Source organism: Longispora sp. NPDC051575, from assembly GCF_040681875.1.
In the GTDB taxonomy this organism is placed as follows: domain Bacteria; phylum Actinomycetota; class Actinomycetes; order Mycobacteriales; family Micromonosporaceae; genus Longispora.
This window is the reverse complement of the sequence record NZ_JBFAZP010000013.1, coordinates 223,551-246,968: the sequence shown is the minus strand read 5'-3', so window position 1 is coordinate 246,968 and position 23,418 is coordinate 223,551. Positions and strand designations below refer to the sequence as shown.

Sequence of the window (23,418 nt, the reverse complement as noted above, 5' to 3'; positions counted from 1 at the left end):
CCGCTCAATTCTGGTGAACGGGGGTAGCCGTGGGGTCCGTCGCGCTGCCCGACCGGCCCCTCGCCGTCGGTGAGCTCCTAGACTCCGCCGCCGACCTGCTCCGCAACCGGGCCAAACCCCTGCTCGCCCTCGGCCTGCTCCTCGCCCTCGTCGAACAGTGCGCCCTCGCCCCGCTGTGGGCGGCCCGGCTGCCGTTCTGGGAGGAGCCGCTGAGCTACCTGCCCTGGCTGGCCTGCGGACTCGGCTTCGAGAGCCTCGCGATCGGCCTGCTCACGGTGTACGCGGGCCGGGCCGCCCGCACCGCGCTCGGCGGCACCCCCGGTGGCCTCGTCGGCCCCGTCCTCACCGCCGTGGCCGTCGCCGTCGTCACCCTGGTCGCCGCGTTCCTGCTCGGCGCGCCGTGGTTCGTGGTCTACGCGCTGTTCGGCCTCGCGGTGCCCGTCGCCGCCGTCGACAATGCCGCCGGCTCGATCGGCCGGTCGTTCCGGCTGGTCACCGCCGGGAGCCTGCGCGCCGGCATGATCCGGATCCTCGGCTACGGCGCGTGGCTCGGCATCCGGATCGCGGTCGCCGCGGCCAGCACGACGGTGCTCGACAGGCTGTTCGACATCTCCGACCCGATCGTCACCGCCGGGGTCTGGGTCCTCGTCAACGGGATCGCGTACCCCGCCCTGGCCTGCCTCGACGTCGTCCTGCACCTGGAGAACCGGATCCGGGTCGAGGGCCTCGACATCGAACTCGGCCGGGCCCGGGCGACGGGGCGGCCCGTGGACGACGTGCTCACCCCGGCGCCGGCCGGCACCGGCCAGCTCCCGCCGGGGCCGGCCACCCCGAACCCGGCCTTCCGCCCGCCGGACTCCTACCACCCGCCCACCCGGATGCCGTCGGACGCCGACTACCCGGACCAGCCGCACACCCCGCTCGGGCGCCAGCGGTGAGCGCTCTCGCCCGGTGGTGGACCGCGCTGGTCGCGGACATCGCCGACTGGTTCCCCGGCGGCGTCGCCGGCCTGTGCGCGGCCCTGATCCTCGGCTCGCTGGTGCTGATCGCCGCCCTGCGCTGGTGGCGGCAGTGGCTGGCCACCGCCCGGCGGACCGGCGCGGCGGTCGTGCGCGGCGTCCGGCGGCTCGCCCGGTGGCGGCCCCGGCTGCGCTGGCCGTGGAGACGCCGACCGAAGCCCGCGAAGGTCGCGAAGGTCGTCACCATCGCGGACGTCACCCACGGCCCCGACGACGCGCTGCCCGAACTCCCCGCCGAGGTGCTGTTGTCCCTCGCCGACCAGTACGCCGCCGCCGGGCGGTACGCGGAGGCCGTGCGCGAGCGGCTCCGGGGCATGATCCGCCGGCTCGCCGACCGGGGCGTGATCAGCCCCCAGCCCGGCTCCACCGTCACCGAACTCGCCGCCGCCGCCGGCGCCGCGCTCCCCCCGGCCGACGCGCCGCTGCGGGAGGCGACCCGGATCTTCTCCGACATCTGGTACGGCGACCGGGCCGCCACCGCCGAGCTGGACGCCCGGATGCGCACCCTCGGGGAGCAGCTGTGAAGGCCCGGTTGAAGACGTTCGCGCCGCTGATCGTCGCCGTCCTCCTCGTCGTGGCCACCCTCGTGTTCCACGCCGTCGACAGCCCCTCCACCAGCGACGACGCGTTCCTGTCCCCGCAGAGCGCCGACCGGTTCGCCGGATCGGAACTGCGACGGCGGCTCACCGCCGACGGCCGGCGGGTCGTCCGGCACACCACCGCGCGCGCCGCCGTCACCGACGCCATGGACGGGGACGCGACGCTGTTCGTGCCCGCGCCCGAGTACCTCGAACCCGACTTCTACCGGCTGTTGTCCTTCCTGCCGTCCAGTACCCGGGTCGTGTTCGTCCAGCCCGGCCAGGGCGTCCTCGACGCGCTCGCCGCCGAGACCGTCGAGGGCACGCCCCGCCTCGTCGGCGAACGGTGGGCCACCGAGGTCGTCGGGCCGGGGGGCTGCGACCTCGGCGGGGCCGGCCCGGCGGCGGTCGGGCGCAGCCGGTACGTGCTCGACGGGGCCCGGAGCTGCTACGACGGCCACGTCCTCGTCACCGGCAACCTCGGCGGCGACCTCGTCATCGTCGGGGCGCCCGACCCGTTCACCGACGAACGGATCGGCGAGTACGACAACGCGCGGCTCGCGGTGGGGCTGCTCAGCCGGTACCCGAAGATCGTCTGGCTCGACCTGCACAGCCTCGCCGAGCCGTCCCGCAGCCCGGACCCCACCTTCGCCCCGGAACCGCCCCGGCCCCAGCTCTGCGGCACCCCGGGCGTGCCCGGCGTCGTGTGCGTGACCCTGCCGCCCGGCTCGCCCGGCCCCACCGAACGGTGCACCGTCCCGCCGACCCGGACCGGGACCCCGCAGCCCACCTACACCTGCTACATCGTCGGCCCCGACACCCGGGGCGGCGGGGGTGGCGGTGGCGGTGGCGGCAAGTCGAGCCCCCGGCCCGAGAGCTCGCCGCAGCCCCAGGGCGAGGAGCCGCCCAACCCGCTGTGGGCCGCGTTCCCGCCCTGGTTCTGGGCCGCCCTCGTCGGGCTCGCCGTCGCCGGGCTGCTGCTCGTCCTCGCCCGGGCCCGCCGGCTCGGCCCGCCCGTCGCCGAACGGCTGCCCGTCGTCGTGCGCAGCACCGAGACCATCACCGGACGCGGCCGGCTCTACGCCCGCGCCCGCGCCCGGGGACCCGCCCTCGACGCGGTCCGCGCCCAGGCCCGGCTGCGCCTCGTGCCCGCCCTCGGCCTGCCCGCCGGGGCCCGGTCCGGCGAGATCGTCGACGCGGTGGCCGCGCGCACCGGGTGGGCCGGCGACGCCGTGCACGACCTGCTCTACGGGGCGGTCCCCGAATCCGACGCCGAACTGACCGCCCTGGCCGACGCCATCGACCAGCTTGTGGAAGACACCACCAGGGAGACACGCAGTGACTGACCACCAGCAGGCCCCCGAGGCTTCGGCGGCCCCCGGCGCCCGCGAGGCGCTCGCCAACCTCCAGGCCGAGGTCGGCAAGGTCGTCCTCGGCCAGGACGCCGTCGTCACCGGGCTGCTCATCGCCCTGCTCTGCCGGGGCCACGTGCTCCTCGAAGGCGTCCCCGGCGTCGCCAAGACCCTCATGGTGCGCACCCTGGCCGCCGCGATGGCCATCGACACCAAGCGGGTCCAGTTCACCCCCGACCTGATGCCCGGCGACGTCACCGGCTCGCTGATCTACGACGCGCACAGCTCGAAGTTCGAGTTCCGCGAGGGACCCGTCTTCACCAACCTGATGCTCGCCGACGAGATCAACCGGACCCCGCCGAAGACCCAGTCCTCGCTGCTGGAGGCCATGGAGGAGCGCCAGGTCTCCGTCGACGGGGTCGCACGGATGCTGCCGGACCCGTTCGTGGTCTGCGCGACCCAGAACCCCATCGAGTACGAGGGCACCTACCCCCTCCCCGAGGCCCAGCTCGACCGGTTCCTGCTCAAGCTCAACGTGTCCCTGCCCGGCCGCGAGGCCGAACTCGCCGTGCTCCGGGCCCACCACCAGGGCTTCGACCCGCGCGACCTGTCCTCGGTGAAGCCCGTGGCCACCGTCGCCGACCTCGACGCCGCCCGGGCCGCCGTCCGCGCCGTGCAGGTCAGCGACGGGGTGCTCGGCTACATCCTCGACCTGTGCCGGGCCACCCGGCAGTCCCCGTCGCTGGAGCTGGGCGCCTCGCCCCGGGGCGGCACGGCCCTGCTCAACACGTCCAAGGCGTGGGCCTGGCTGTCCGGCCGCGACTACGTGACCCCCGACGACGTCAAGGCGCTCGCCCGGCCGACCCTGCGGCACCGGATCCGGGTCCGCCCCGAGGTCGAGCTCGAGGGCGTCACCCCGGACGGCGTGCTCGACGCGGTACTGGCCACGGTCCCCACCCCGCGATGATCACCTGGCGCCCGGCGGCTCTGCTGGCGCTGGCCACCCTGTCCCTGCCGCTGTGGCCCGCGCCGTGGCTCGGCCTCGCCGTCTACACCGGGCTCGTCCTCGCCGCCGCCGGCCTCGACCTGCTCGGCGCGGTCCGGCTGTCCCGGGTGACCCTCGCGCGCGACGGCGTCCGGCAACTGCGGCTCGGTGATTCCGGCCAGGTCAGCCTCACCGTCACCAACAACGGCGCCGCGGAACTGCGCGCCGAGCTCCGCGACGCCTGGCCGCCGTCCGCGGGGGCCACCCCCGACCGGCCCTTCGAGTTCGTCCTCCCGCCCGGCGAGCACTGCCGGATCGACCTGGACCTGCGGCCCACCCGGCGCGGGGACCGGTCCGCCGACCGGGTGACCCTGCGGTCCTACGGGCCGCTCCGGTTCGCCTACTTCCAGTCCCGCACGCTGGCCGCCCCGTGGACCGTGCGGGTGCTCCCGCCGTTCACGTCCCGCCGGCACCTGCCCGAACGCCTGTCCCGGCTGCGGGTGTTCGACGGCAACGTGGTCACCCGGGGCCGGGGCCAGGGCACCGAGTTCGACGCCCTCCGCGAGTACGTGGTCGGCGACGACGTGCGCTCCATCGACTGGCGGGCCACCGCGCGGCGCGAGTCCGTGGTCGTGCGCACCTGGCGGCCCGAGCGCGACCGCCGGGTGCTGTGCGTCCTGGACACCGGCCGCACCTCCGCCGCCCGGATCGGCGACGCGCCCCGGCTCGACGCGGCCCTCGACGCGTGCCTGCTGCTCGCCGCGCTCGCCGTCCGGGCCGACGACCGGGTCGACCTGCTCGCCGTCGACACCGCCGTGCGGGCCGCCGTCGAGGGCGCCAACAAGGCCACCCTGCTGCCGAAGATGGTCCAGGCCATGGCCCCGCTCGAACCGGCCCTGGTCGAGACGGACTTCGGGCTGGTCGTCGCCGAGATCCTCCGCCGGGAACGCAAACGCGCCCTCGTCGTGCTGTTCACCGCCCTGGAACCGGGCGCGCTCGGCGAGGGCCTGATGCCCGTCCTGTCCCGGCTCACCGCCCGGCACACCGTCGTCCTGGCCGCCGTGCACGATCCCGTGGTGGACGAGATGGCCGCCGGGCGCGGGTCCGCCGAGGCGCTGTACGCGGCGGCGGCCGCCGAGCGGACCCTCGCGGAGCGCCGGCGGGTCGTGGCGGTGCTGCGCAAGTACGGGGTGCACGTGGTGGACGCGCCGGCGGACCGGTACGCGCCGGCCGTGGCGGATCTGTATCTGACGTTGAAGGCCCAGGGGAAGCTGTAGCGGGGCCGGCGTACCCGGAGAAAAGGCCTTTCGGGGTGGGTCAGGCCCCGCCGTAGCCCCCGGGCGCGCCCGGCCGCACCAGCGAGGACGTCGCCCGCCGACCCCACGGCCCCGACTGCCGCGCCAGATCCGGCCACACCTGCGCCGAAGCCGCCCGCCCTGCCACCAACCGCCCCGCCGCCCGCCGGTTGCGCTCCGCGAGCACCGCCGCCAGATACGCCCACCCGGGGGTGTTCGGCGGCGGGGGCGGCGTCGTGCGGGCCGTCACCTCGGCGGCCAGCGCGAACCCGATCCGCTGGCGCGCGTCGATCCGCAGGCTCCGGTTCCGGGCCAGGTAGTGCCGCACGGCCAGCGCCAGGTCGTCGGGCAGGCCGGACAGGTCGAGGTTGCGGGCCCAGCCGGACAGGGCGGGCGGCATCGGCGGCACCCAGCCCCACTGCGCCGGGGCCCGGTCGTGGATGACGAACGTGCCGGCGGCCAGGTCCCCGATCCGCTTGCCCTGCGGGTGCACGAGCATCACCCACAGGCCGGCCGGCAGGGCGACGCCGGGCCACTCGACCGCGACGCCCACCAGGGTGCGGGTCAGCGCGTGCCGGAAGGTGATCGGGCCGCCGTCGTCGCGGACCACCCGCAGGCCGAGGGCGAGTTTGCCCACGGACCGGCCCCGGGTCAGCAGGGTGACGGTGACCGGCAGGACGACGAAGACCAGCACGAACCCGAGGATGTAGGCCCCGGCGGCGGCCGCCTCACCGGCGGACAGGGCCGGGATCGCGACGATGGCGAGGAAACCCGCGAACACCGCCTGGACGAGTACGTCGACCATGAGTGCGAGGGCACGCGAACCAATCCGAGCAATCCGGACATCCAGCTCCACGGCCTCGCCGCTGACGAGGCGAGGGGCATTCTCCGGCACGGGGTGCACGCTACCCTGTCGCGGTGGATCTCGATGCCTACGTGGCCGAACACCGTGGCCAGTGGCAGCGGCTCGAACACCTGACCCGGCGGCGGAAACTGTCCGCCGAGGAGGCCGACGAGCTGATCGCGCTGTACCAGCGGGCGACGACCCACCTGTCCGTCGTCCGCAGCCGCACCCCCGACCCGGTGCTACTCGCCCGGCTGTCCCAGCTGGTCCTGGCCGCCCGGGCCGCGATCACCGGCTCGCACCGGTTCCGCTGGTCGGAGGTGGGCCGGTTCTTCACGGTGTCGTTCCCGGTGACCGTCTACCGGGCCCGCGCCTGGTGGATCACCGTGGGCCTGGCGTTCACCGGCGTGTGGCTGCTCCTGATGGCCTACGTCGCCGGGCACCCGGAGACCCAGCGGGCGCTGATGTCCGAGGGGCAGATCAGCAGCCTGGTCGACCACGACTTCGAGAACTACTACTCCGAGCACCCCGCCCAGGACTTCGCGTTCCAGGTGTGGACGAACAACGCCTGGGTGGCCGCCCTGTGCCTGGCCTCGGGCGTACTCGTCGTGCCGGTGTTCTACATGCTCTGGACGAACCTGCTCAACCTGGCCGTCTCCGGCGGGGTGATGATCAGCCACGACCGGGGCGAACTCTTCTTCGGCCTGCTCGCCCCGCACGGCCTGCTGGAGCTGACCGCCGTGTTCGTGGCCGCCGGGGTGGGCCTGCGGATCGGCTGGTCGTGGATCGTGCCCGGCCCGGGGCTGACCCGGTCGCGGTCGTTGGCGGAGACCACCCGGGCCGCGATGACCGTCGCGGTCGGCCTGGTGGTGGTGCTGCTGGTCAGCGCCGGGGTGGAGGCGTTCGTGACCCCGTCGGGGCTGCCGACCGTCGCCCGGATCCTGATCGGCGCGGGGGTCTGGGGCGGTTTCCTGGTGTACGTGTTCGCGTTCGGGTCCCGCGCGGCGGCCCGGGGCGAGACGGGGGACATCGTGCGCGAGTCGCGCGAGGAGTACGCGCCGACGGTCTGACGCGCGACGAGAGCCGGTCACGGCCCGGAACAGCCGACCCGCGTCTCGGCCCGACCTGCCCCGGACACGCCGGAGCCGGGACCACCCGGGCCCCGGCTCCGCACGACACAGGTCACGCGAACAGCGCGGACCCCCAGTAGTCCTTGTCGTCGCGCACCCCGGGCGGGCACGCGAACAACCCGCTCGACGTGTGCTTGATGTACTCGTTCAGCGTGTCCTTCTGCGCCAGCAACCGCTGGACCGGCACGAACTGCTTGTGCGCGTCCCGCTGGTACGCGATGAAGAACAGCCCCGCGTTGAGCCGGCCGAGCCCGTCGGACCCGTCCACGAAGTTGTACCCGCGCCGCAGCAGCTGCGCCCCGCCGTGACTGTCAGGGTGCGCGAGCCGGACGTGCGCGTCCTCGGCCATGTCCTTGGCGGCGAGATCCGGCTCGTCGAACTCGGCGCGCTTGCCGAGCGGCGCCCCGTTGCCCTTGTGCCGGCCGATGATCTGCTCCTGCTCGTCGAGCGAGGTGCGGTCCCAGGTCTCGATGTGCATCCGGATCCGGCGGGTGACGACGTAGCTGCCGCCGGTCATCCACGCCGCACCGTCGCCGGGCTGCACCCACAGCTGCTCGGCGAGGACCTTGCCGTCCTCGGCCTTGAGGTTGCGGGTGCCGTCCTTGAAGCCCATCAGGTTGCGGGGCGTGGCCTGCGTGGTGCTGGTGGACGAGGTGCGGCCGAAGCCGAGCTGCGACCAGCGGATGGTGACCTTGCCGAATCCGATCCGGGCCAGGTTGCGGATGGCGTGCACCGCGACCTGCGGGTCGTACGAGCAGGCCTGCACGCAGATGTCCCCGCCGGAGATGGCGGCTTCGAGCGCGTCGCCGGGCAGCCGGGGGATGTCCGCGAGCGCCGCCGGTCGCCGGTCGGCCAGCCCGAACCGGTCGACCCCGTCGGCGGTCCGGAACAGCGTGCCGCCGAACCCGATGGTCAGGGTGAGCCCGGCCGGGGGCAGCCCGAGCGCCTCGCCGGTGTCGTCCGGCGGAGCCTCGCCGGGCCCGCCGGTCGCCCCGTACTGGCCGGCGTCGCGCCCGGCGGTCATCCGCCGGGCCGCGTTCGTCCAGTCCTTCATGAGGTCGACCAGGTCGGAGCGCTTCTTGGTGATCACGTCGAAGGACGCGAAGTGCAGCCGGTCCTGGGCCGGGGTGACGATCCCGGCCTGGTGCTCGCCGTGGAACGCCACCGGGTCCGAGGTGGAGGCCGCCGCGACCGAGGGCGAGTCGGAGGCCATGTCACCGGCCACCGCGCCGATCGCCACTCCGGCGATCCCGAGGCTGGCCGCGCCGAGTACCGTGCGCCGTCTGGTCATCGCAGGCCTCCCGTACTACTTCTTCACGACCACGGCGGCGACCTTGCTGATCGGCTCCGCGAGCGCGTTGATCGCGTCGGAGAGCGTCTTCAGGTCGTCCTTGGACAGCTTGTCGTGGAACTTCCAGCCATCGCCGTCGCGGTGCTTGTTCAGCGCGGCCTCGGCGGCGGCGAACTGCTCGTCCAGCGTCTTGACCAGGGCGGCGTCCTTCTTCTCGAGCACCGGGCGCAGCGCCGCGATGGCGGCCTTGGAGCCCTCGAGGTTGGCCGCGAAATCCCACAGGTCGGTGTGCGAGTACCGGTCCTCCTCACCCGTGATCTTGCCAGTCGCGACCTCGTCGAGGAGCTCCTTCGCGCCGTTGGCGAGCTGGACCGGGGACAGCACCTCGCTGTTGGCCTTCGCCACGATCAGCTTCACGTCGGCGAGCAGCTTGTCGGCGACCGGGCCGGACTTGGAGATGTCCTTGGTGTCCCAGAGGTCCTTTTCGAGCTTGTGGAAGCCGGTGAACTCCTGGCCGGGCTCCAGCGCGTCCTCGCGGCCGTCGATCGCCGGGTCGAGGTCGCCGAAGATCTCCGCGACGGGCTCGATCCGCTCCCAGTAGGTCCGGGCGATCGGGAACAGGGCCTTGGCCTTCTCCGCGTCGCCTGCCTTGACCGCGTCGACGAACTCGCCGGTCTTGGTGATCAGCGCGCCGGTCTGGCTCTGGACGTACTTCTGGTAGCTCGCGGTCGCGGCGGCCAGCGCGGCGTCGTCGGTCAGCGGCTTGTTCTCGCCGGTCACCTTGAGCGTGCTGCGCACCCCGGAGCCGATCATGCCGGGCTTGCAGGCCGCCTCGTAGCTGCCGGCGGCCAGTTCGACGATCAGTTCGCGCTTCAGGCCGGGCGCGATGTTCTCGACCTCGCCGATCACCCGGTCACCCGTGGCGTACACGTAGAACTCGGTGACCTTGCTGCCGCTGTTCTGGATGGCGAAGGTGTGGGTACCGGAGGCGAGTTCGGTCTTGGCGACCTTGCACTCCTTGTCCGTGGCGGTGACCGCGATCGGGCCGCCGGCCTTGGCGTCCTTCTTGTCGTCCGACGAGCAACCGGCGAGGCCGGCCCCGACGACGAGGCTGGCCGCGGCCAGGGCGGTGAGGCGGTTGACGCGCGTCACAGACGTGCTCCTTCGTTCTTGGTGGACGGGACCGCGGCGGGGGCGGGCCAGAGAAAAACAGTCAGGACGGGTACGAGGTACGCGAGCCACGCGACCGTCTCCACGACCGTCGGCTGCGGGGTGAAGTTGACCAGCCCGGAGAGCAGGGCCGCGTACCAGGCGGTCGGGTCGTACCAGCCGGTGATGTCGAAGGCGTAGGTGTTCAGCCCGCCGAGGACCCCGGCCTCCTGGAAGTCGTGGAAGCCGTACTTGAAGATGCCGGCCGCGACGAAGATCAGCGCGAGCCCGGTCCAGAAGAAGAACCGGGTCAGGTTGATCCGCAGCGCCGCCCGGTACAGCAGCGCGCCGAGCACCACCGACGTCGCGACCCCGGCGGCGATCCCGATCAGCGGCCCGGCCTGCTCGCCGGCCCCGCGCGCGGCGGCGATGAAGAACAGCGCGGTCTCCAGGCCCTCCCGGACGACCGCGAGGAACGCCATGGCGACGACGGCGAACGTACCCATCTTCAGGGCCTCGTCGAGTTTGCCGGTGAGCTCGCCCTTGAGGCTGCGCGCGGTCCGGCGCATCCAGAAGATCATCCAGGTGACGAAGCCGACGGCGACGACGGAGGTGACCGCCTCGTACAGTTCGCGCTTCGAGCCGAGCGCCGTCCCCGTGTATTCCAGGAGCGCGCCCGCGCCGACGGACAGCAGGAGGGCCGCGACCACCCCGGCCCACACGTGCGGCAGCCGGTCGGAGCGCTTCGCCTTCACCAGGTACGCGATGAGGATGCTGACCACGAGCGTGCCCTCCAGCCCCTCCCGGAGGCCGATCAGGAAGCTGGGCAGGATCGCGTTCACGCGGGGCACTCCACGGTTGGCTAGGCGGTCCTTACTAAGGGCAGGCACACCTTAACGCCCAGCGTGAGGGCAGGCAAAGAGAGCCGCGCCGATGTGGCGCGGCTCTCTCGGGTATTTACCGTCTTCTTATTCGGCGCCCGGTTTCGGCACCCGAAGACCTAGTAGCGGTAGTGGTCCGCCTTGTACGGGCCCTCGACCGGCACGCCCAGGTACTCGGCCTGGTCCTTGCGCAGCTCGGTCAGCTTGACGCCGAGCGCGCCGAGGTGCAGCCGGGCGATCTTCTCGTCCAGCGCCTTCGACAGGGTGTAGACGCCGATCGGGTACTGGTCGAGCTTCGTGAACAGCTCGATCTGCGCCATCGTCTGGCCGCTGAACGAGTTGGACATGACGAAGCTCGGGTGCCCGGTGGCGTTGCCCAGGTTGAGCAGCCGGCCCTCGGAGAGCACGATGATCGACTTGCCGTCGGGGAAGGTCCAGGTGTGCACCTGGGGCTTGACCTCCTCCTTGACGATGCCCGGGATCTTGGCCAGGCCGGCCATGTCGATCTCGTTGTCGAAGTGGCCGATGTTGCCGACGATCGCCTGGTGCTTCATCTGCGACATGTGCTCGGCGGTGATGACGTCGTAGCAGCCGGTCGTGGTGATGAAGATGTCGGCGGTCGCGACGACGTCCTCCAGGGTGGTGACCTGGTAGCCGTCCATCGCCGCCTGGAGCGCGCAGATCGGGTCGACCTCGGTCACGATGACCCGGGCGCCCTGGCCGCGCAGCGACTCCGCGGAGCCCTTGCCGACGTCGCCGTAGCCGGCCACGACCGCGACCTTGCCGCCGATCAGCACGTCGGTGGCGCGGTTGATGCCGTCGATCAGCGAGTGCCGGCAGCCGTACTTGTTGTCGAACTTCGACTTGGTGACCGCGTCGTTGACGTTGATCGCCGGGAAGAGCAGCTCGCCGTTCCGCTGCATCTCGTACAGGCGGTGCACGCCGGTCGTGGTCTCCTCGGTGACGCCCTTGATGCCGGCGGCGATCTTCGTCCACCGGTCCGGGCTCTCGGCGAGCGAGCGGCGCAGCGTGTCGAGGATGACCGTGTACTCCTCGGAGTCGGCCTCCGTCGTCGCCGGCACCGCGCCGGCCAGCTCGAACTCGCGACCCTTGTGCACGAGGAGCGTGGCGTCGCCGCCGTCGTCCAGGATCATGTTCGGGCCCTGGCCGTCAGCGAAGTTGAAGAGCTGCTCGGTGCACCACCAGTACTCCTCCAGGGTCTCGCCCTTCCAGGCGAAGACCGGGACGCCACTGGGGTCGTCGACCGTGCCGTCCGGGCCGACGACGATCGCCGCGGCCGCGTGGTCCTGGGTCGAGAAGATGTTGCAGCTGACCCAGCGGACGTCCGCGCCGAGGGCGGTCAGGGTCTCGATCAGCACCGCGGTCTGGATCGTCATGTGCAGCGACCCGGCGATCCGGGCGCCGGCGAGCGGCTGGGTGGCGGCGAACTCCTTGCGGATCGCCATCAGGCCCGGCATCTCGTGCTCGGCGAGCTGGATTTCCTTGCGGCCGAAGGCTGCGAGCTTCAGATCGGCGACCTTGTAGTCCCCGGAGGCGAGCGTCATGGATTCCCTTTCATCGCGCGGCTACGCATCAGCCATCAACACTAGCGGTAGCTGTTGTGGAGGGGATCCCCGGGAAACGGGATAGGGCGGTCCGGGGCGTTGGCCACGTCACGCAGCGCGCGGTCGGCGACGCTGCGCAGATATGCCCCACGATCGCCCAGTCCGGCGAAGACGTCGAGTTCGTCACACCCGGCCCAGGTGAAGTAGTCGCGGACCGGCAGGTCCGACTTCGGCTGGCGCAGGGCGCCGGCGACCTCCACCGCGTACTCCGTCTCGACGAGCTCGCCCGCCGGGGTACGCCACGTGGTGAAGCCCGCGCAGGACACGACCCGGCGGATCTGCCAGCCGGTCTCCTCGGCGACGAGCCGGGCGATCGCGCCGACCATGGACTCTCCGGGGTGCGGGAATCCCGTGATCACGTCCAACGCGCCGGGGAACGCGGGGTGGTCGCCGAGTCTGCGCTGTAGGAACGCTCTCCCTGCGGAGATCGCCACGACGCCGACGAGCAGAGGCCGGGTGGTGCCCTGCCTCAGGTCGGGCAGGGGGACACCGGGCTCGATCCAGAAGCCATCACGCACTGGTAGACCGTAGCTCGCTGAGGGGCGTCTCCGCCTTCGCACACCCGTGCGCGTGGTCATCTGCGTCACGGAACGGGCGCACAACGTGCGGAACGGCCGCCGCTTGGTGGCCGTTCCGCACTTCCCCCCGGTTTGCATTCCCCGCACGTCACGAACCCCTCAGTCGTGACGTTGCGTATTTCGATCGTCACACACGGGTGAGGTGAGGTCAAGCACAATCCGGAAATAACACTCTTGTCATGGGCAAAAAAGCCCTAACGAGCGACTGCCGCGAGGTATGCCTCACCATGACCGGTCATGACAATCGGCCCCTCGGTCGCGGCGGCGAAACCGGCCTCGCCCCGGGCCAGTTCGAGCCCGTTCGCGGCGACCCGTCCGGAGGTGCACAAAATAATTCTCGGCCCCGGCGCGTCGAGCTCCACCGGCGTGTCGGACACCGTCGCCCGGTACAGCGCGAATTCGCGGACCGGTACCGGCCACGCCGAAAGCCCCGGCGACACCGGCACCGAACGGACCACCGGATCGGCCAGCGCCTCGAAGCGCAGCACGTCCAGCAGCTCCGGCACGTCCACCCGCTTCGGGGTCAGCCCGCCGCGCAGCACGTTGTCGCTCGCGGCCATCAGCTCCACGCCCATCCCCCGGATGTAGGCGTGCAGGTTCCCCGCCGGCATGAAGATCGCCTGGCCGGGCTCCAGCACCACGTGGTTGAGCAGCAGGGCGACCAGCGCGCCGAGATCCCCCGGGTACCGGTCCGCCAGATGCCCCACCAGCGCCCGCTGCGCCGCCGGCAGCCCGCCGGCCAGCACCTCGGCGACCAGCCCCGGCGGGGACGTCAGCAGGAACTCCACCGCCCCGCGCAGGTCCCCGGCCCGGAGCAGCTCCACGGCCTTGGCCAGGGCGGGCACCCCCGCGAGCAGGTCCGCGGTCGCGCCCGGCTCCCGGAAGCCGCACAGCGTCTCGAACGGGGCCAGCGCCACCAGGATCTCGGGCTTGTGCTGGTCGTCCACATAGTTGACGTTGCCCTCGGCGTACCGGGCGGCGGCGCGCGCCGCGTCCGGGTGCGCCTGCAACGACAGCGGCTCCTCGGCCGCCAGCACCTTGAACAGGAACGGCAGCCGGGGGCCGAACTCGGCCGCCGACTCCTCGCCCAGCACCCCCACCGGGTCCGCCGAGATCAGCTCGTCGAGCCGGCCCCGGTCCAACGCCGACGGGTCCCCCGGATGCGCCCCGAGCCAGAACTCCGCCTCGGGCCCCTCACTCGGCACCGGCCGACCCTGCAGGGTGGCCAGCGCGTGCCGGGAGCCCCAGGCGTAAGGGCGGATCACGCCCGTCAGGCGTTCCATCACCGCTCCGCGTGGTAGATGTCCGGTTCGATGTAGATCACCCTGGCGGTCGGGACGGCCTCCCGGATCCTGGCCTCGACGGCGTTGATGCCCTTGGCGATCTGGTCCGCCGTGCTGTCGTGCCGGATCCCGACCTTCGCCGCGACCAGCAACTCCTCCGGCCCCAGGTGCAGGGTCTTCATGTGGATGACCCGCTCCACCTCGTCACCGGTCGTGATCGCCGCGACGATCCGGGCCTGGTCCTCCTCGGTGGCGGACTCGCCGATCAGCAGGCTGTTCATCTCGATGGCGAGCACGACCGCCACGATGACGAGCAGCACGCCGATCAGGCCGGTGCCGACGGCGTCCCAGATCCCCTCCCCGGTGATCAGGGTCATGCTCACGCCGAACAGGGCGAGCACGAGGCCGACGAGCGCCGCGAGGTCCTCGAGCAGGATGACCGGCAGCTCCGGCACCCGGGCCCGGCGGACGAACTGCGCCCAGGTGGCGTTGCCCTTCGGCCCGCGCGACTCCCGGATCGCCGTCCGGAACGACAGGCTCTCCAGGATGATCGCGACCACCAGCACCGTGACCGGCACCCACTTCCACGCCGTGATCGGCTGCGGGTCGTGGAACTTGTGGTACGCCTCGTACAGCGCGAACAGGCCGCCGACGCTGAACAGCACGATCGACACGATGAACGCGTAGATGTAGCGCTGCCGGCCGTACCCGAACGGGTGTTGCGGGGTGGCCGCCCGCTGCGCGCGCTTGCCTCCGACCAGCAGCAGCACCTGGTTGCCCGAGTCGGCCACCGAGTGGATGGCCTCCGCGAGCATCGAGGAGGACATGGTCAGTCCGTAGGCGACGAACTTCGTGACCGCGATACCCAGGTTCGCGAACAGCGCGGCGACGACGGCCTTGGTGCCGCCTTCAGAACTCATGTGGCCGAAAGCTCCTTCATTTCCGACACGGCGGGGACGGCCAGCGGGTCGAGCCCGTGCGCCAGCGCCAGGTAGATCGATGCGAAATCGGGGACGGCGACGAGCGACGCCAGCCGCTCCAGGGGCGAGCCGCCCTCGGCGCGCAGCACCGTGCAGCGCACGCCGCGCCGCTCGGCCAGCCGCTCGACCGCGTGCGCCCGGCGCTCGTCGATCGCGGGGGTCTCCGACGCGCCGTCCTCGGTGTCGAGGCCGCCGTCGCGGAGCAGCAGGATCCGCAGCCGGGTCGGGTCGGGCTCGTCGGACGGGTCGGCGAAGATGTCGCGCTGGCCCTCGGCGAGACCGCCGAACACGCCGTCGAGCAGGCCGACCCGGCCCCGGTTGGCCTCCATCAGGGAGTCCGCCATCGCGGGGTAGCGGGCGTTGGCGGAGAGCACGTCGGCGACCCGGCGGGCCCCGGCGGCGGCCAGAGCGGAGGAACCCCAGACGATGGGTACGGAGTTCGCCAGGTCCAACGCCAGCGACTTGGCCGGGTTGGTGAACGACTCGGCGGCCGGCCGGCAGCGCTCGGCCTCGGCGTCCAGCCGCGCGGCGGTCTCGGCGAAGTCGGCCTCGGCGATCCGGACCAGGCCCAGCGCCCGGCCGGCGAGCAGCACGGGCACGGTCAGGGCCCAGAGGCTGACCATGGCCGGACCGCGCCGGGGCACCGGGATGAACGGCGCGCGGGCCCGCTCGGCCATCGCCTGCAGTTCGCTGTCGGGGGCGCCGATGGCGACGAGCCGCGCGCCCCGCTTGGCGGCGGAGTCGGCGGCGGCGAGGGCCTCGGGGCTGCGGCCGGACGCGGAGATCGCGATGACCACGTCGCTGGCGCTGAGCCAACCGGGTGCGCCGCCGTGCTGGATGATCGGCACGGGGCAGCGCGGCCCGGCGACGGTGGACAGCACGTCCCCGGTCCGCCCGGCCGTACCGAGACCGGCGATCACGACCGCCCGGGGGCGGCCCTCGTCGGCGAGCCCGGACAGGTTGATCTCGCTGGCCAGCGCCGCGACCTCACGGAGCTGCGCGCCCGCGCCCGCGACGGCGAGCAGCATCTTGCCGGAGTCGGCGGCGGCCAGGCCGTCGGCGTCGTCCAGCAGGGCCTCGTCGATGTGCCGGTGGCCCTTGACCCCGGCGGAACCGTCGAGCGGGTTCACTGCCCGTCACCGGCCGGGCGGGCGGCCTCGTCCAGCAGCAGGACGGGGATGCCGTCCCGGATCGGGAAGACCAGCCCGCATTCGGTGCAGGTCAGGGTGGCCGCCGCCTCGTCGAGGGTCAGCGGGGCGTGGTGGGTGTCCGGGCACGCGAGGATGTCGAGCAGTGCGGGGTCAAGCGCCATGGTGTTCCTCAGACTCCTTGTCAGCGGCGGATGATTGCGAGAGCCTCGTCCCGCACCTGGGCCATCCGCTCGGCGGTGGGGGCCTCGACGTTCAGGCGGAGCAGGGGCTCGGTGTTCGAGGCCCGGACGTTGAACCACGCGCCGTCGGGCAGCGACACCGTCAGGCCGTCGAGGGTGTCGGTCTCCGCGTCGGCGTACGTGGCGGCGATCTCGGCGACCTTCGCGGCCTGGTCGGCCACAGTGGAGTTGATCTCGCCAGAGGCGGCGTAGCGCTCGTAGCGGGCGCCGAGCTCCGACAGGGGGGCGTCCGTCTCGCCGAGCGCGGCGAGCACGTGCAGGGCCGCGAGCAGGCCGGTGTCGGCGCCCCAGAAGTCCTTGAAGTAGTAGTGCGCCGAGTGCTCGCCGCCGAACACGGCACCGGTCTTCGCCATCTCCTCCTTGATGAAGGAGTGCCCGACCCGGGTCCGCACCGCGACGCCGCCGTGCTCGGCCACGATCTCGGGCACGGCGCGCGAGGTGATCAGGTTGTGGATGATCGTGCCGCCGGGGGCCTTGGCCAGCTCGCGGACGGCGACCAGGGCGGTCACCGCGCTCGGGGACACCGGGGCGCCGTCGGAGTCGACGAAGAAGCACCGGTCGGCGTCGCCGTCGAACGCGAGGCCGATGTCGGCGCCCTCGGCGACGACCCGCTTCTGGAGGTCGACCAGGTTGGCCGGCTCCAGCGGGTTGGCCTCGTGGTTCGGGAAGGTGCCGTCGAGCTCGAAGTACATCGGGACGACGTCGAGGGGCAGGTCCTTGCCGAACACGGCGGGGATGGTGTGCCCGGCCATGCCGTTGCCGGCGTCCACGACGACCTTCAGCGGCCGGCTGCCGGACAGGTCGACCAGCGCGTTGAGGTAGCCCGCGTACTGCACCAGCAGGTCCTGCTTCGCCACCACGCCGGGCCGCTCGACGGGGACGACGTCCGCGCCGTCGAGGATCGCCTGGGCGGCGTCGCGGATGGCGGTCAGCCCGGTGTCCTGCCCGATCGGCTTGGCGCCCTTGCGGCACATCTTCAGCCCGTTGTACCGCGCCGGGTTGTGGCTCGCGGTGAGCATCACGCCCGGGATGTCCAGCGAGCCGGAGGCGAAGTACAGCTGGTCGGTCGAGCACAGGCCCGCGTCGACGACGTCCGCGCCGAGCGCCGTGGCCCCGGCGGCGAACGCGGCGGCCAGCTCGGGCGACGACGGGCGCATGTCGTACCCGACGACGATTCTCTCGACGGGGCCGTCAGCGGACAGAACCTGGACGAACGCCGCGCCGATCGCGCGGGCCACCTCCGGGTTGAGCTGGTCCGGGACCGTGCCCCGGACGTCGTACGCCTTGACGATGCTGGCCAGGTCAGCCACCGGCTGCGCTCCTAACGGGTGCTGAAAGTACCGAAAGGGCAGCCTACCCGAGACGCCATCCGATGGACTGAGGCGCCAGTGGAAGGCCCCAGACGCCTACAACGCGGCCAGGACGAGGACCCGCTGCTCCGTGTAGTCCTCCATGGCGCTGCGCACCCCCTCGCGGCCCACCCCGGAGCCCTTCGACCCGCCGTAGGGCATCTGGTCGGCCCGGAAACTGGGCACGTCCCCGACGATCACGCCCCCGACCGCCAGCGCCCGGTGCGCCGCGAACGCCGTGGGCAGGTCCCGGGTGAACACGCCGGCCTGCAACCCGTACTGCGAGTCGTTGACCAGCGCGAACGCCTCCTCCACCGTGTCGAACGGCGCGACGACGAGCACGGGGCCGAAGATTTCCTCGCTGTTCACCTCGGCCTTCGGGTCGGCGTCGACGAGCACGGTGGGCTGCACCCGGCGGCCGTCCCGCCCGCCGCCGATCAGCACCCGGCCGCCGGAGGAGCCGATCCAGGCTTCGATCCGGTCGGCCGCCGCGTCGTTGATCACGGGCCCGACCTCGGTGTCGAAGTCCAGGGCGCCGACCGCGTCGACCAGGTGCCGGCAGAACTCGTCGTAGGCCGGGGCCGCGACGAACACCCGCTGGACGGCGATGCAGCTCTGGCCGGCCTGGTAGTTGCCGAACAGCGCGATCCGGCCGGCGGCCTGGGCCAGGTCGGGCCAGTCCGCGCAGACCACGGCCGCCGCGTTGCCGCCGAGTTCGAGGGTGACGTGCTTGCGGGGCACCGCGTCGGCGATCTGCCAGCCGACCGGCCCGGAGCCGGTGAAGCTCACCACGGGCAGCCGCGGGTCGGCGACCAGGGCCGACATCCGGTCGTTCGGCACCGGCAGCACCGACCACGCCCCGGCCGGCAGGTCGGTCTCCGCGAGCAGCTCACCGAGCAGCAGAGCCGTCAGAGGGGTACCGGGGGCCGGCTTCACGAGGATCGGCGCGCCCACCGCGATCGCCGGCGCGACCTTGTGCGCGACCAGGTTGAGCGGGAAGTTGAACGGCGCGATCCCCAGCACCGGGCCGCGCGGGAACCGCCGGACGAGCGCCGCCCGCCCCGTCGCCGCCGGATCCGTGTCCAGGCGTTGCAGGTCGCCGCCGAACCGCCGGGCCTCCTCGGCCGCCCACCGGAACGTGGACACCGCCCGGGCCACCTCGACGGTCGCCCACTTGACCGGCTTGCCGTTCTCGGCGCTGATCAGGGCCGCGACCTCCTCGGCACGCTCGGCGAGCCGGCGGGACACGTGGTCCAGCGCCGCCGCCCGGGCGTGGGCGGGCAGGTCCGCGCAGGCCCCGGCCGCCGCTGCCGCCGCGCTGACGGCCCGTTCGACCTGGCCCTCGTCGGGGACGCCGGCGACGCCGACCAGGCGGCCGTCGCCCGGGGCGCGCACCTCCAGGGCCTCAGGCGTGCTCTCCCGGGTGCCGGCGACGAAACAGTAAGCGTCCACGCCCCCTACCGTAGTCGGCCGCGCGGGCCCGCTGGAGCCCCTCCGGCGTGGGCCGCGCGGACCCGGGGACGCGGGGCCTGCGGGCTGGACCGTCGGCTGGTCCTGACCGGGCCGGGCGGGGCCGGATCGCCCGGGTTCCCCGTGGACCGGGCGGGGCCGGATCGCCCGGGTTCCCCCTGGACCGGGCGGGGCCGAGCCGATGCGCGGCGGGTCGGACCCCCACTCGTAACCGGATGGTGGTGTTGATCTGCGGTTTTCTAGAGGAGCGCGACCGTGGGGCCGGCGAGGGCGTCCCACAGGGCCCGCGCCTCCGGGTCGGTCGGGACCGTGCCCTCGGTCTCCAGGAAGTAGCCCTCCATGAAGGACCGGACCGGGGCGGACGGCACCGCGTCCTCCCCCGCCCGGAACTCCGCCGCCGCGTGCAGCACCATCAGGAACAGCCCCGGCACCCGGCCGGTCTCGGGGCTCAGGGCCGGCTGGAAGTAGGGGATGTCCAGGGCGCGCGCGCCGCGTTTGCGGTAGAACCGCAGCCGGGCCGCCGGGTCGCCGTGCTCGGCGACCGCGCCCGCGTGCGCCGCCGGGTCCTCCACCTCCGCGAGCACCAGGCACGGGTCGTGCTCGGTCCGCCAGGCGGCCAGGGTGTCGTCGAGCAGCGCGCCGCCGATCCCGCCGCCCCGGATCCCGGGCCGCAGCGCCAGGTAGCCCAGGAGCATGACCCGCAGCTCCGGGTCCCAGTCGCCGACGGCGCCGCCCAGCACCCGGCCGTCGTCGTCGAGGGCGAGGCGCACGTGCGCGCCGTCCAGCTCGTCGAGCGGGCCCAGCTCCGACGGCGGGAAGGAGGGGGTCAGGACGTCCGCGTGGAACTCGGCGAGCAGGGGATGCGGGCCGGAGACGGCGAGGATGCGCATCCGGTCACGTTACCGTCATTCCGCCCCTCGGTGCCGGGCCTCGCACCGACCTCCGATGCCACGTCTCGGCCCGCAGACGCGCGCCATCGTGCCGCCCGCCCGGGCTTCGCGCCACCCGCTACTTCCGCCGCCACAGCCGCAGCAGCGCCCACCCGCAGCCCACCCCGCCGAGCGCCAGCACCGCCAGCGCCCACCGCGCCGCGAGCCCGCCGGACATCCAGCGCGCGTCCTGGAGCACCTGGAGCACCCCGCTGATGCTGGCCGCGCCGAACAGCCACGCGAACGCCTCCACCAGGATCCGCTGCCGGGCGTCGCGGCGCTGCTGGCTCTCCCGGGACCGCTGCTCGCTGAGCCGGGCCAGGGCGTCGATCACGGCCTCCGCCCGGCCGCTGCTGGCCTGGTCGAGCTGCTCGTAGAGGTCCGCGCGGAGCCGGTTGACCCCGGAGGCCTCGGCGAGCCGGTCCAGGATGGCGCGCTCCACCTCGGCGCTGACCAGGGCCGGGCCGAACAGGTGCATCAGCAGCGACTGGGCCTCGGCGACCAGCCGCTGGAGCACCAGCTGCTGGTTCTGCAACTGGGCCAGGGTGTCGCCGACCCCGGTCATCCGGCCGCCGGCCAGCGCCTTCTCGGCCTCGTCCATGCTGTCGACCAGCCGCAGCCGGTACTCGACGATCTTCTCCCGCCACGCCCCGATCAGCCCCTCCAGCGAGGCGGTGAACTCGGCCATCGCCGCCAGGGGCTCGACCATCACGTCCGGGGTGCCCAGCATGACCAGCACCGTCGTGTTCAGGGTGGCGATCACGTGCTCGTGCGCCAGGGTCAGGCCGGCCAGCGGGTTCCGCCGGGCGGCCGGCGTGTACCGGGCCCACTCCGCCAGCGCGTACGTCGCCTCCGACACCGGATGGCCCAGGATCTGCCAGCCCATGGCCCCGCGCAGCTCCCCCACCGAGTTGACCCGCCGCCGGGCCGCGCCGCGTCCGGGGCCGGCGGCCAGCGCGGCGTCCTGGATGGAGAGCACCACGTGGTACAGGTCCGGGCGCGCCTTCACCTCCACCCGGCTCAGCGGCCGGCCCGCGTCCTCCAGCGGCTGGCGGAGCACCGGGTCGTGCGACACCGAGTGCACGATCCGCCGGCCCAGGTCGGCCAGGATCTGCCGGACGTGCTCCCCCAGGTTCGACGCGCCGTCCTTGCCGGAGATGGTCTCCAGGCCGTGCTCGGGGGCCGCCCGGTGCAGGGCCTCGTAAACGTTGCCGGCGCGGGCGTCGCGCAGGGCCGACTCGACCCGCAGGTAGTGGTTGCCGAGCTGGGAGAACCGCAGCTCCACCCGGTACGGGCCCCGGGGCCGGCCGTCTGCCGTCGTGATCGTCAGGTCGGGCAGTTCGAGGACCACGCCCTCGTACCGGCGGTCCGTGGCGCCCTCCCAGGTGTCCCCGACCGGCAGGAAGTCGCGCATCCAGCGCACCGGGTGCCCGCCGAGCCGCCAGTCCCGCCCGTGCTTGCGGGCCGCGCGGACCACGAGCGCGTCGGGCGCTCCGCGCAGCGCGAACGGGTACACGTAGACGATCCTGCCGGCCTCCACCACGAGCCAGTCGTCGTCGGCCGCGTCGGCGAGCAGTTGCAGGCTCCGCCGGTGCGCCCGCAGCTCCGTGGTGTCGAACGTGTCCCCGGTCGCCCCGGACGACTCGGCCTCGCGGAGCAGCTCGATCGCCCGGCGCATCTTGGGCAGCGCGGCCCGGCCGGTCGCCTCGTACTCCCCCACCGCGCGGGCGGCGGCCACGATGCCCCGGTAGTACGCGGTCTTGGCGACGGCCAGCCGGGCCAGGTACCGCGCGATCGGCGGGCACACCTCCGCCAGCGCCGCCGCATCCTCCCCGGCCCGCCGGGCCACGATCAGCACCCGCTCGGCGGGCGGGACCATGGCCATCGGGGCGGTGCACACCAGCGCCCGGGCCACGTCGATCTCGTGCCGGAGCGAGTCGAGCTGGCGGAGCACGGCGGCCGTCACGGGGTCACCGTCGGCGGCGGTGGCGCGCTGGGCGGCCGTGATCACGCCGACGATCCGGTCGTAGTGCGAGCTGCGGCCCCAGGCCTCGACGCAGATGGCGGCCACGTACAGCGCGAGGACGACCACCCCGCCCTCGAACCGGGCGGCCCCGCGCACCGCGTCGGCCACCCAGCGGTCCACGTGCGTCACGTCCGGACGCTCACCGTCGGCCCGGCCGACGGCCGCCGTCTCGATGGTGCTCCACTGTGGCAGCCGGTCCAGCCGGGCGGGTTCCAGCCCGCGGCCGTGCAGCCAGTCGCGCAGCGGACGCGGATCGTCCGTGTCCGCCACATAGGTCTCCACCGCGTCGAGCCACCCGTTACCCACGGGTCAAGAGTTGTCCTCCGAGGTGAACTTCCTCAGGACGGCGGGATAACTCTCAGGTGCCCGCGCCGGCCGACGCCACGACCGGCGGCCTCGCGCGGCGGATCCGGTCGGGGCGGGGCGGGGTCGGAGCGGCCGGCCTCGCGCACCGCGTCCGCCAGCGCCACCAGGTCGTCGGGGGTGGGCGGCGGCAGGTCGAAGTCGCCCTCGTGCCGGACCAGGTCCCAGCCCCGGGGCGCGGTGAGGCTCCGGGCGTGCTGCTCACACAGGTCGTACGAATGGGGCTCAGCCGCACCTGCGAGCGGGCCGACGACGGCCGTCGAATCGGCGTACACGTAGGTCAGCGTGGCCACCGCCTGAACGCGGCAGCCGTTACGGGAACACAGCCGTGGTGACCTCACGGCGGCACGGTACCCCTCTCTCAGGCTCCCGTCATCTCGATACCCCCACGACACGCCGGCAGGGGGCCGCCCCGGGCCTCCGGAGGGCTAGTGTGGGCGGCGTGAGTAGTCCCCCGCCGAGTAACGAGACACCCCGCGCACCCCGGCACCATCGGGACCGGAGAGGACGCGGGCTCCGAGGTCGGCTGGTGCCGGCCTCGGTCCCACTGTTCCGGACCCGGCGGGACATTTTCGACGATCTGATCCTCGACGCGGTCGAGGGGCTGGAGCGGCGCTGGGCCGACGAGCTGGCCGGCGTCGAGTTCGCCGTGGAGGACGTCCCCCCGGACCTCAACGTCTACGACACCGACGTCCTGGAGGACGGCGAGGTGCCCCTGGCGCGCCTGCTGCCGGGCCGCCCGGGGCGACAGGCCGTGCCGCCCCGGATCGTCCTCTACCGCCGCCCGCTCGAGTTCCGCGCCGTGGACCGGGACGACCTCGCCGACCTGATCAACAACGTGGTGATCGAGCAGTTGGCGAACCTGCTCGGGATAGACCCCGAAGAACTCTCATAGGTGTAC

The 23,418-nt window shown here is 73.2% G+C and carries 22 protein-coding genes; 7 read left to right on the top strand and 15 right to left on the bottom strand.

Going from position 1 to position 23,418, the window contains the following annotated elements; translation table 11 throughout:
* Window positions 1-29: 29 nt before the first annotated feature.
* Genes AB0M43_RS35230 through AB0M43_RS35210 form a run of 5 tightly spaced genes read left to right on the top strand, consistent with a single transcriptional unit; the run spans window position 30 to window position 5,211 of the window.
* Window positions 30-938, top strand: a complete 909-nt coding sequence (locus AB0M43_RS35230) for a hypothetical protein (protein WP_363731126.1) — start codon at window positions 30-32, stop codon at window positions 936-938.
* Entirely contained in the window at window positions 935-1,543 is a 609-nt protein-coding gene (locus AB0M43_RS35225) for a DUF4129 domain-containing protein (protein WP_363731124.1), read from the top strand. The genes AB0M43_RS35230 and AB0M43_RS35225 overlap by 4 nt, the downstream gene beginning before the upstream one ends.
* Window positions 1,540-2,943, top strand: coding sequence for a DUF4350 domain-containing protein (locus AB0M43_RS35220; RefSeq protein WP_363731123.1), 1,404 nt, complete (start codon window positions 1,540-1,542; stop codon window positions 2,941-2,943). The genes AB0M43_RS35225 and AB0M43_RS35220 overlap by 4 nt, the downstream gene beginning before the upstream one ends.
* Entirely contained in the window at window positions 2,936-3,916 is a 981-nt protein-coding gene (locus tag AB0M43_RS35215) for a MoxR family ATPase (protein WP_363731120.1), read from the top strand. Before AB0M43_RS35220 ends, AB0M43_RS35215 begins: the two co-directional genes overlap by 8 nt.
* Complete coding sequence (locus AB0M43_RS35210) at window positions 3,913-5,211, top strand: DUF58 domain-containing protein (protein WP_363731117.1); 1,299 nt, start codon at window positions 3,913-3,915, stop codon at window positions 5,209-5,211. Before AB0M43_RS35215 ends, AB0M43_RS35210 begins: the two co-directional genes overlap by 4 nt.
* Window positions 5,212-5,251: 40 nt before the next feature.
* On the opposite strand, the gene AB0M43_RS35205 is transcribed toward AB0M43_RS35210, so the two are convergent.
* Entirely contained in the window at window positions 5,252-6,085 is an 834-nt protein-coding gene (locus tag AB0M43_RS35205; protein ID WP_363731165.1) for an RDD family protein, read from the bottom strand.
* 62 nt (window positions 6,086-6,147) lie between these two features.
* On the opposite strand from AB0M43_RS35205, the gene AB0M43_RS35200 reads away from it, so the two are divergent.
* Window positions 6,148-7,143 carry a stage II sporulation protein M gene (locus tag AB0M43_RS35200; RefSeq protein WP_363731115.1) on the top strand — a complete coding sequence of 332 codons (996 nt, stop codon included), beginning with the start codon at window positions 6,148-6,150 and terminating at the stop codon, window positions 7,141-7,143.
* A gap of 112 nt (window positions 7,144-7,255) precedes the next feature.
* On the opposite strand, the gene efeB is transcribed toward AB0M43_RS35200, so the two are convergent.
* The 14 genes from efeB to AB0M43_RS35130 form a co-directional block, all read right to left on the bottom strand.
* On the bottom strand, window positions 7,256-8,494 hold the full coding sequence (gene efeB / locus AB0M43_RS35195; RefSeq protein ID WP_363731112.1) for an iron uptake transporter deferrochelatase/peroxidase subunit: 1,239 nt from the start codon (window positions 8,492-8,494) through the stop codon (window positions 7,256-7,258).
* Between the two features lie 15 nt (window positions 8,495-8,509).
* Window positions 8,510-9,646 (bottom strand): iron uptake system protein EfeO, encoded by a 1,137-nt coding sequence (gene efeO, locus AB0M43_RS35190; RefSeq protein WP_363731109.1) that lies wholly within the window; start codon window positions 9,644-9,646, stop codon window positions 8,510-8,512.
* A complete protein-coding gene (gene efeU, locus AB0M43_RS35185; RefSeq protein WP_363731162.1) occupies window positions 9,643-10,476 on the bottom strand; it encodes an iron uptake transporter permease EfeU in 834 nt (277 codons plus the stop codon). The genes efeO and efeU overlap by 4 nt, the downstream gene beginning before the upstream one ends.
* Before the next feature lie 167 nt (window positions 10,477-10,643).
* Complete coding sequence (gene ahcY / locus AB0M43_RS35180) at window positions 10,644-12,089, bottom strand: adenosylhomocysteinase (protein ID WP_363731107.1); 1,446 nt, start codon at window positions 12,087-12,089, stop codon at window positions 10,644-10,646.
* A gap of 41 nt (window positions 12,090-12,130) precedes the next feature.
* Entirely contained in the window at window positions 12,131-12,667 is a 537-nt protein-coding gene (locus AB0M43_RS35175; protein ID WP_363731104.1) for an NUDIX domain-containing protein, read from the bottom strand.
* Between the two features lie 254 nt (window positions 12,668-12,921).
* Entirely contained in the window at window positions 12,922-14,010 is a 1,089-nt protein-coding gene (gene manA / locus AB0M43_RS35170) for a mannose-6-phosphate isomerase, class I (protein WP_363731102.1), read from the bottom strand.
* Window positions 14,010-14,930, bottom strand: coding sequence for a cation diffusion facilitator family transporter (locus AB0M43_RS35165; protein ID WP_363731100.1), 921 nt, complete (start codon window positions 14,928-14,930; stop codon window positions 14,010-14,012). Before AB0M43_RS35165 ends, manA begins: the two co-directional genes overlap by 1 nt.
* On the bottom strand, window positions 14,927-16,120 hold the full coding sequence (locus AB0M43_RS35160; RefSeq protein WP_363731097.1) for an SIS domain-containing protein: 1,194 nt from the start codon (window positions 16,118-16,120) through the stop codon (window positions 14,927-14,929). The genes AB0M43_RS35165 and AB0M43_RS35160 overlap by 4 nt, the downstream gene beginning before the upstream one ends.
* On the bottom strand, window positions 16,117-16,302 hold the full coding sequence (locus tag AB0M43_RS35155; protein ID WP_363731095.1) for a Trm112 family protein: 186 nt from the start codon (window positions 16,300-16,302) through the stop codon (window positions 16,117-16,119). The genes AB0M43_RS35160 and AB0M43_RS35155 overlap by 4 nt, the downstream gene beginning before the upstream one ends.
* A gap of 20 nt (window positions 16,303-16,322) precedes the next feature.
* Window positions 16,323-17,690 carry a phosphomannomutase/phosphoglucomutase gene (locus tag AB0M43_RS35150; protein WP_363731092.1) on the bottom strand — a complete coding sequence of 456 codons (1,368 nt, stop codon included), beginning with the start codon at window positions 17,688-17,690 and terminating at the stop codon, window positions 16,323-16,325.
* Window positions 17,691-17,786: 96 nt separating this feature from the next.
* Window positions 17,787-19,181: an aldehyde dehydrogenase family protein gene (locus tag AB0M43_RS35145; protein WP_363731091.1), complete on the bottom strand. Its 1,395-nt coding sequence runs from the start codon at window positions 19,179-19,181 to the stop codon at window positions 17,787-17,789.
* 257 nt (window positions 19,182-19,438) lie between these two features.
* The gene (locus AB0M43_RS35140) at window positions 19,439-20,089 is read right to left on the bottom strand and encodes a GNAT family N-acetyltransferase (protein WP_363731088.1); all 651 of its coding nucleotides are present in this window, start codon (window positions 20,087-20,089) and stop codon (window positions 19,439-19,441) included.
* Between the two features lie 118 nt (window positions 20,090-20,207).
* Window positions 20,208-22,460 carry a hypothetical protein gene (locus AB0M43_RS35135; RefSeq protein ID WP_363731085.1) on the bottom strand — a complete coding sequence of 751 codons (2,253 nt, stop codon included), beginning with the start codon at window positions 22,458-22,460 and terminating at the stop codon, window positions 20,208-20,210.
* 32 nt (window positions 22,461-22,492) lie between these two features.
* On the bottom strand, window positions 22,493-22,858 hold the full coding sequence (locus tag AB0M43_RS35130) for a DUF3499 domain-containing protein (RefSeq protein WP_363731082.1): 366 nt from the start codon (window positions 22,856-22,858) through the stop codon (window positions 22,493-22,495).
* 188 nt (window positions 22,859-23,046) lie between these two features.
* On the opposite strand from AB0M43_RS35130, the gene AB0M43_RS35125 reads away from it, so the two are divergent.
* Window positions 23,047-23,412, top strand: coding sequence for a metallopeptidase family protein (locus AB0M43_RS35125; RefSeq protein ID WP_233472728.1), 366 nt, complete (start codon window positions 23,047-23,049; stop codon window positions 23,410-23,412).
* The last annotated feature ends 6 nt before the right edge of the window (window positions 23,413-23,418 follow it).

Coding starts and splice junctions, on each gene's coding strand:
- AB0M43_RS35210 (WP_363731117.1), top strand. CDS start 3,913: ATGATCACCTGGCGCCCGGCGGCTCTGCTGGCGCTGGCCACCCTGTCC.
- manA (WP_363731102.1), bottom strand. CDS start 14,010: ATGGAACGCCTGACGGGCGTGATCCGCCCTTACGCCTGGGGCTCCCGG.
- AB0M43_RS35155 (WP_363731095.1), bottom strand. CDS start 16,302: ATGGCGCTTGACCCCGCACTGCTCGACATCCTCGCGTGCCCGGACACC.
- AB0M43_RS35140 (WP_363731088.1), bottom strand. CDS start 20,089: ATGCGCATCCTCGCCGTCTCCGGCCCGCATCCCCTGCTCGCCGAGTTC.
- AB0M43_RS35165 (WP_363731100.1), bottom strand. CDS start 14,930: ATGAGTTCTGAAGGCGGCACCAAGGCCGTCGTCGCCGCGCTGTTCGCG.
- efeB (WP_363731112.1), bottom strand. CDS start 8,494: ATGACCAGACGGCGCACGGTACTCGGCGCGGCCAGCCTCGGGATCGCC.
- ahcY (WP_363731107.1), bottom strand. CDS start 12,089: ATGACGCTCGCCTCCGGGGACTACAAGGTCGCCGATCTGAAGCTCGCA.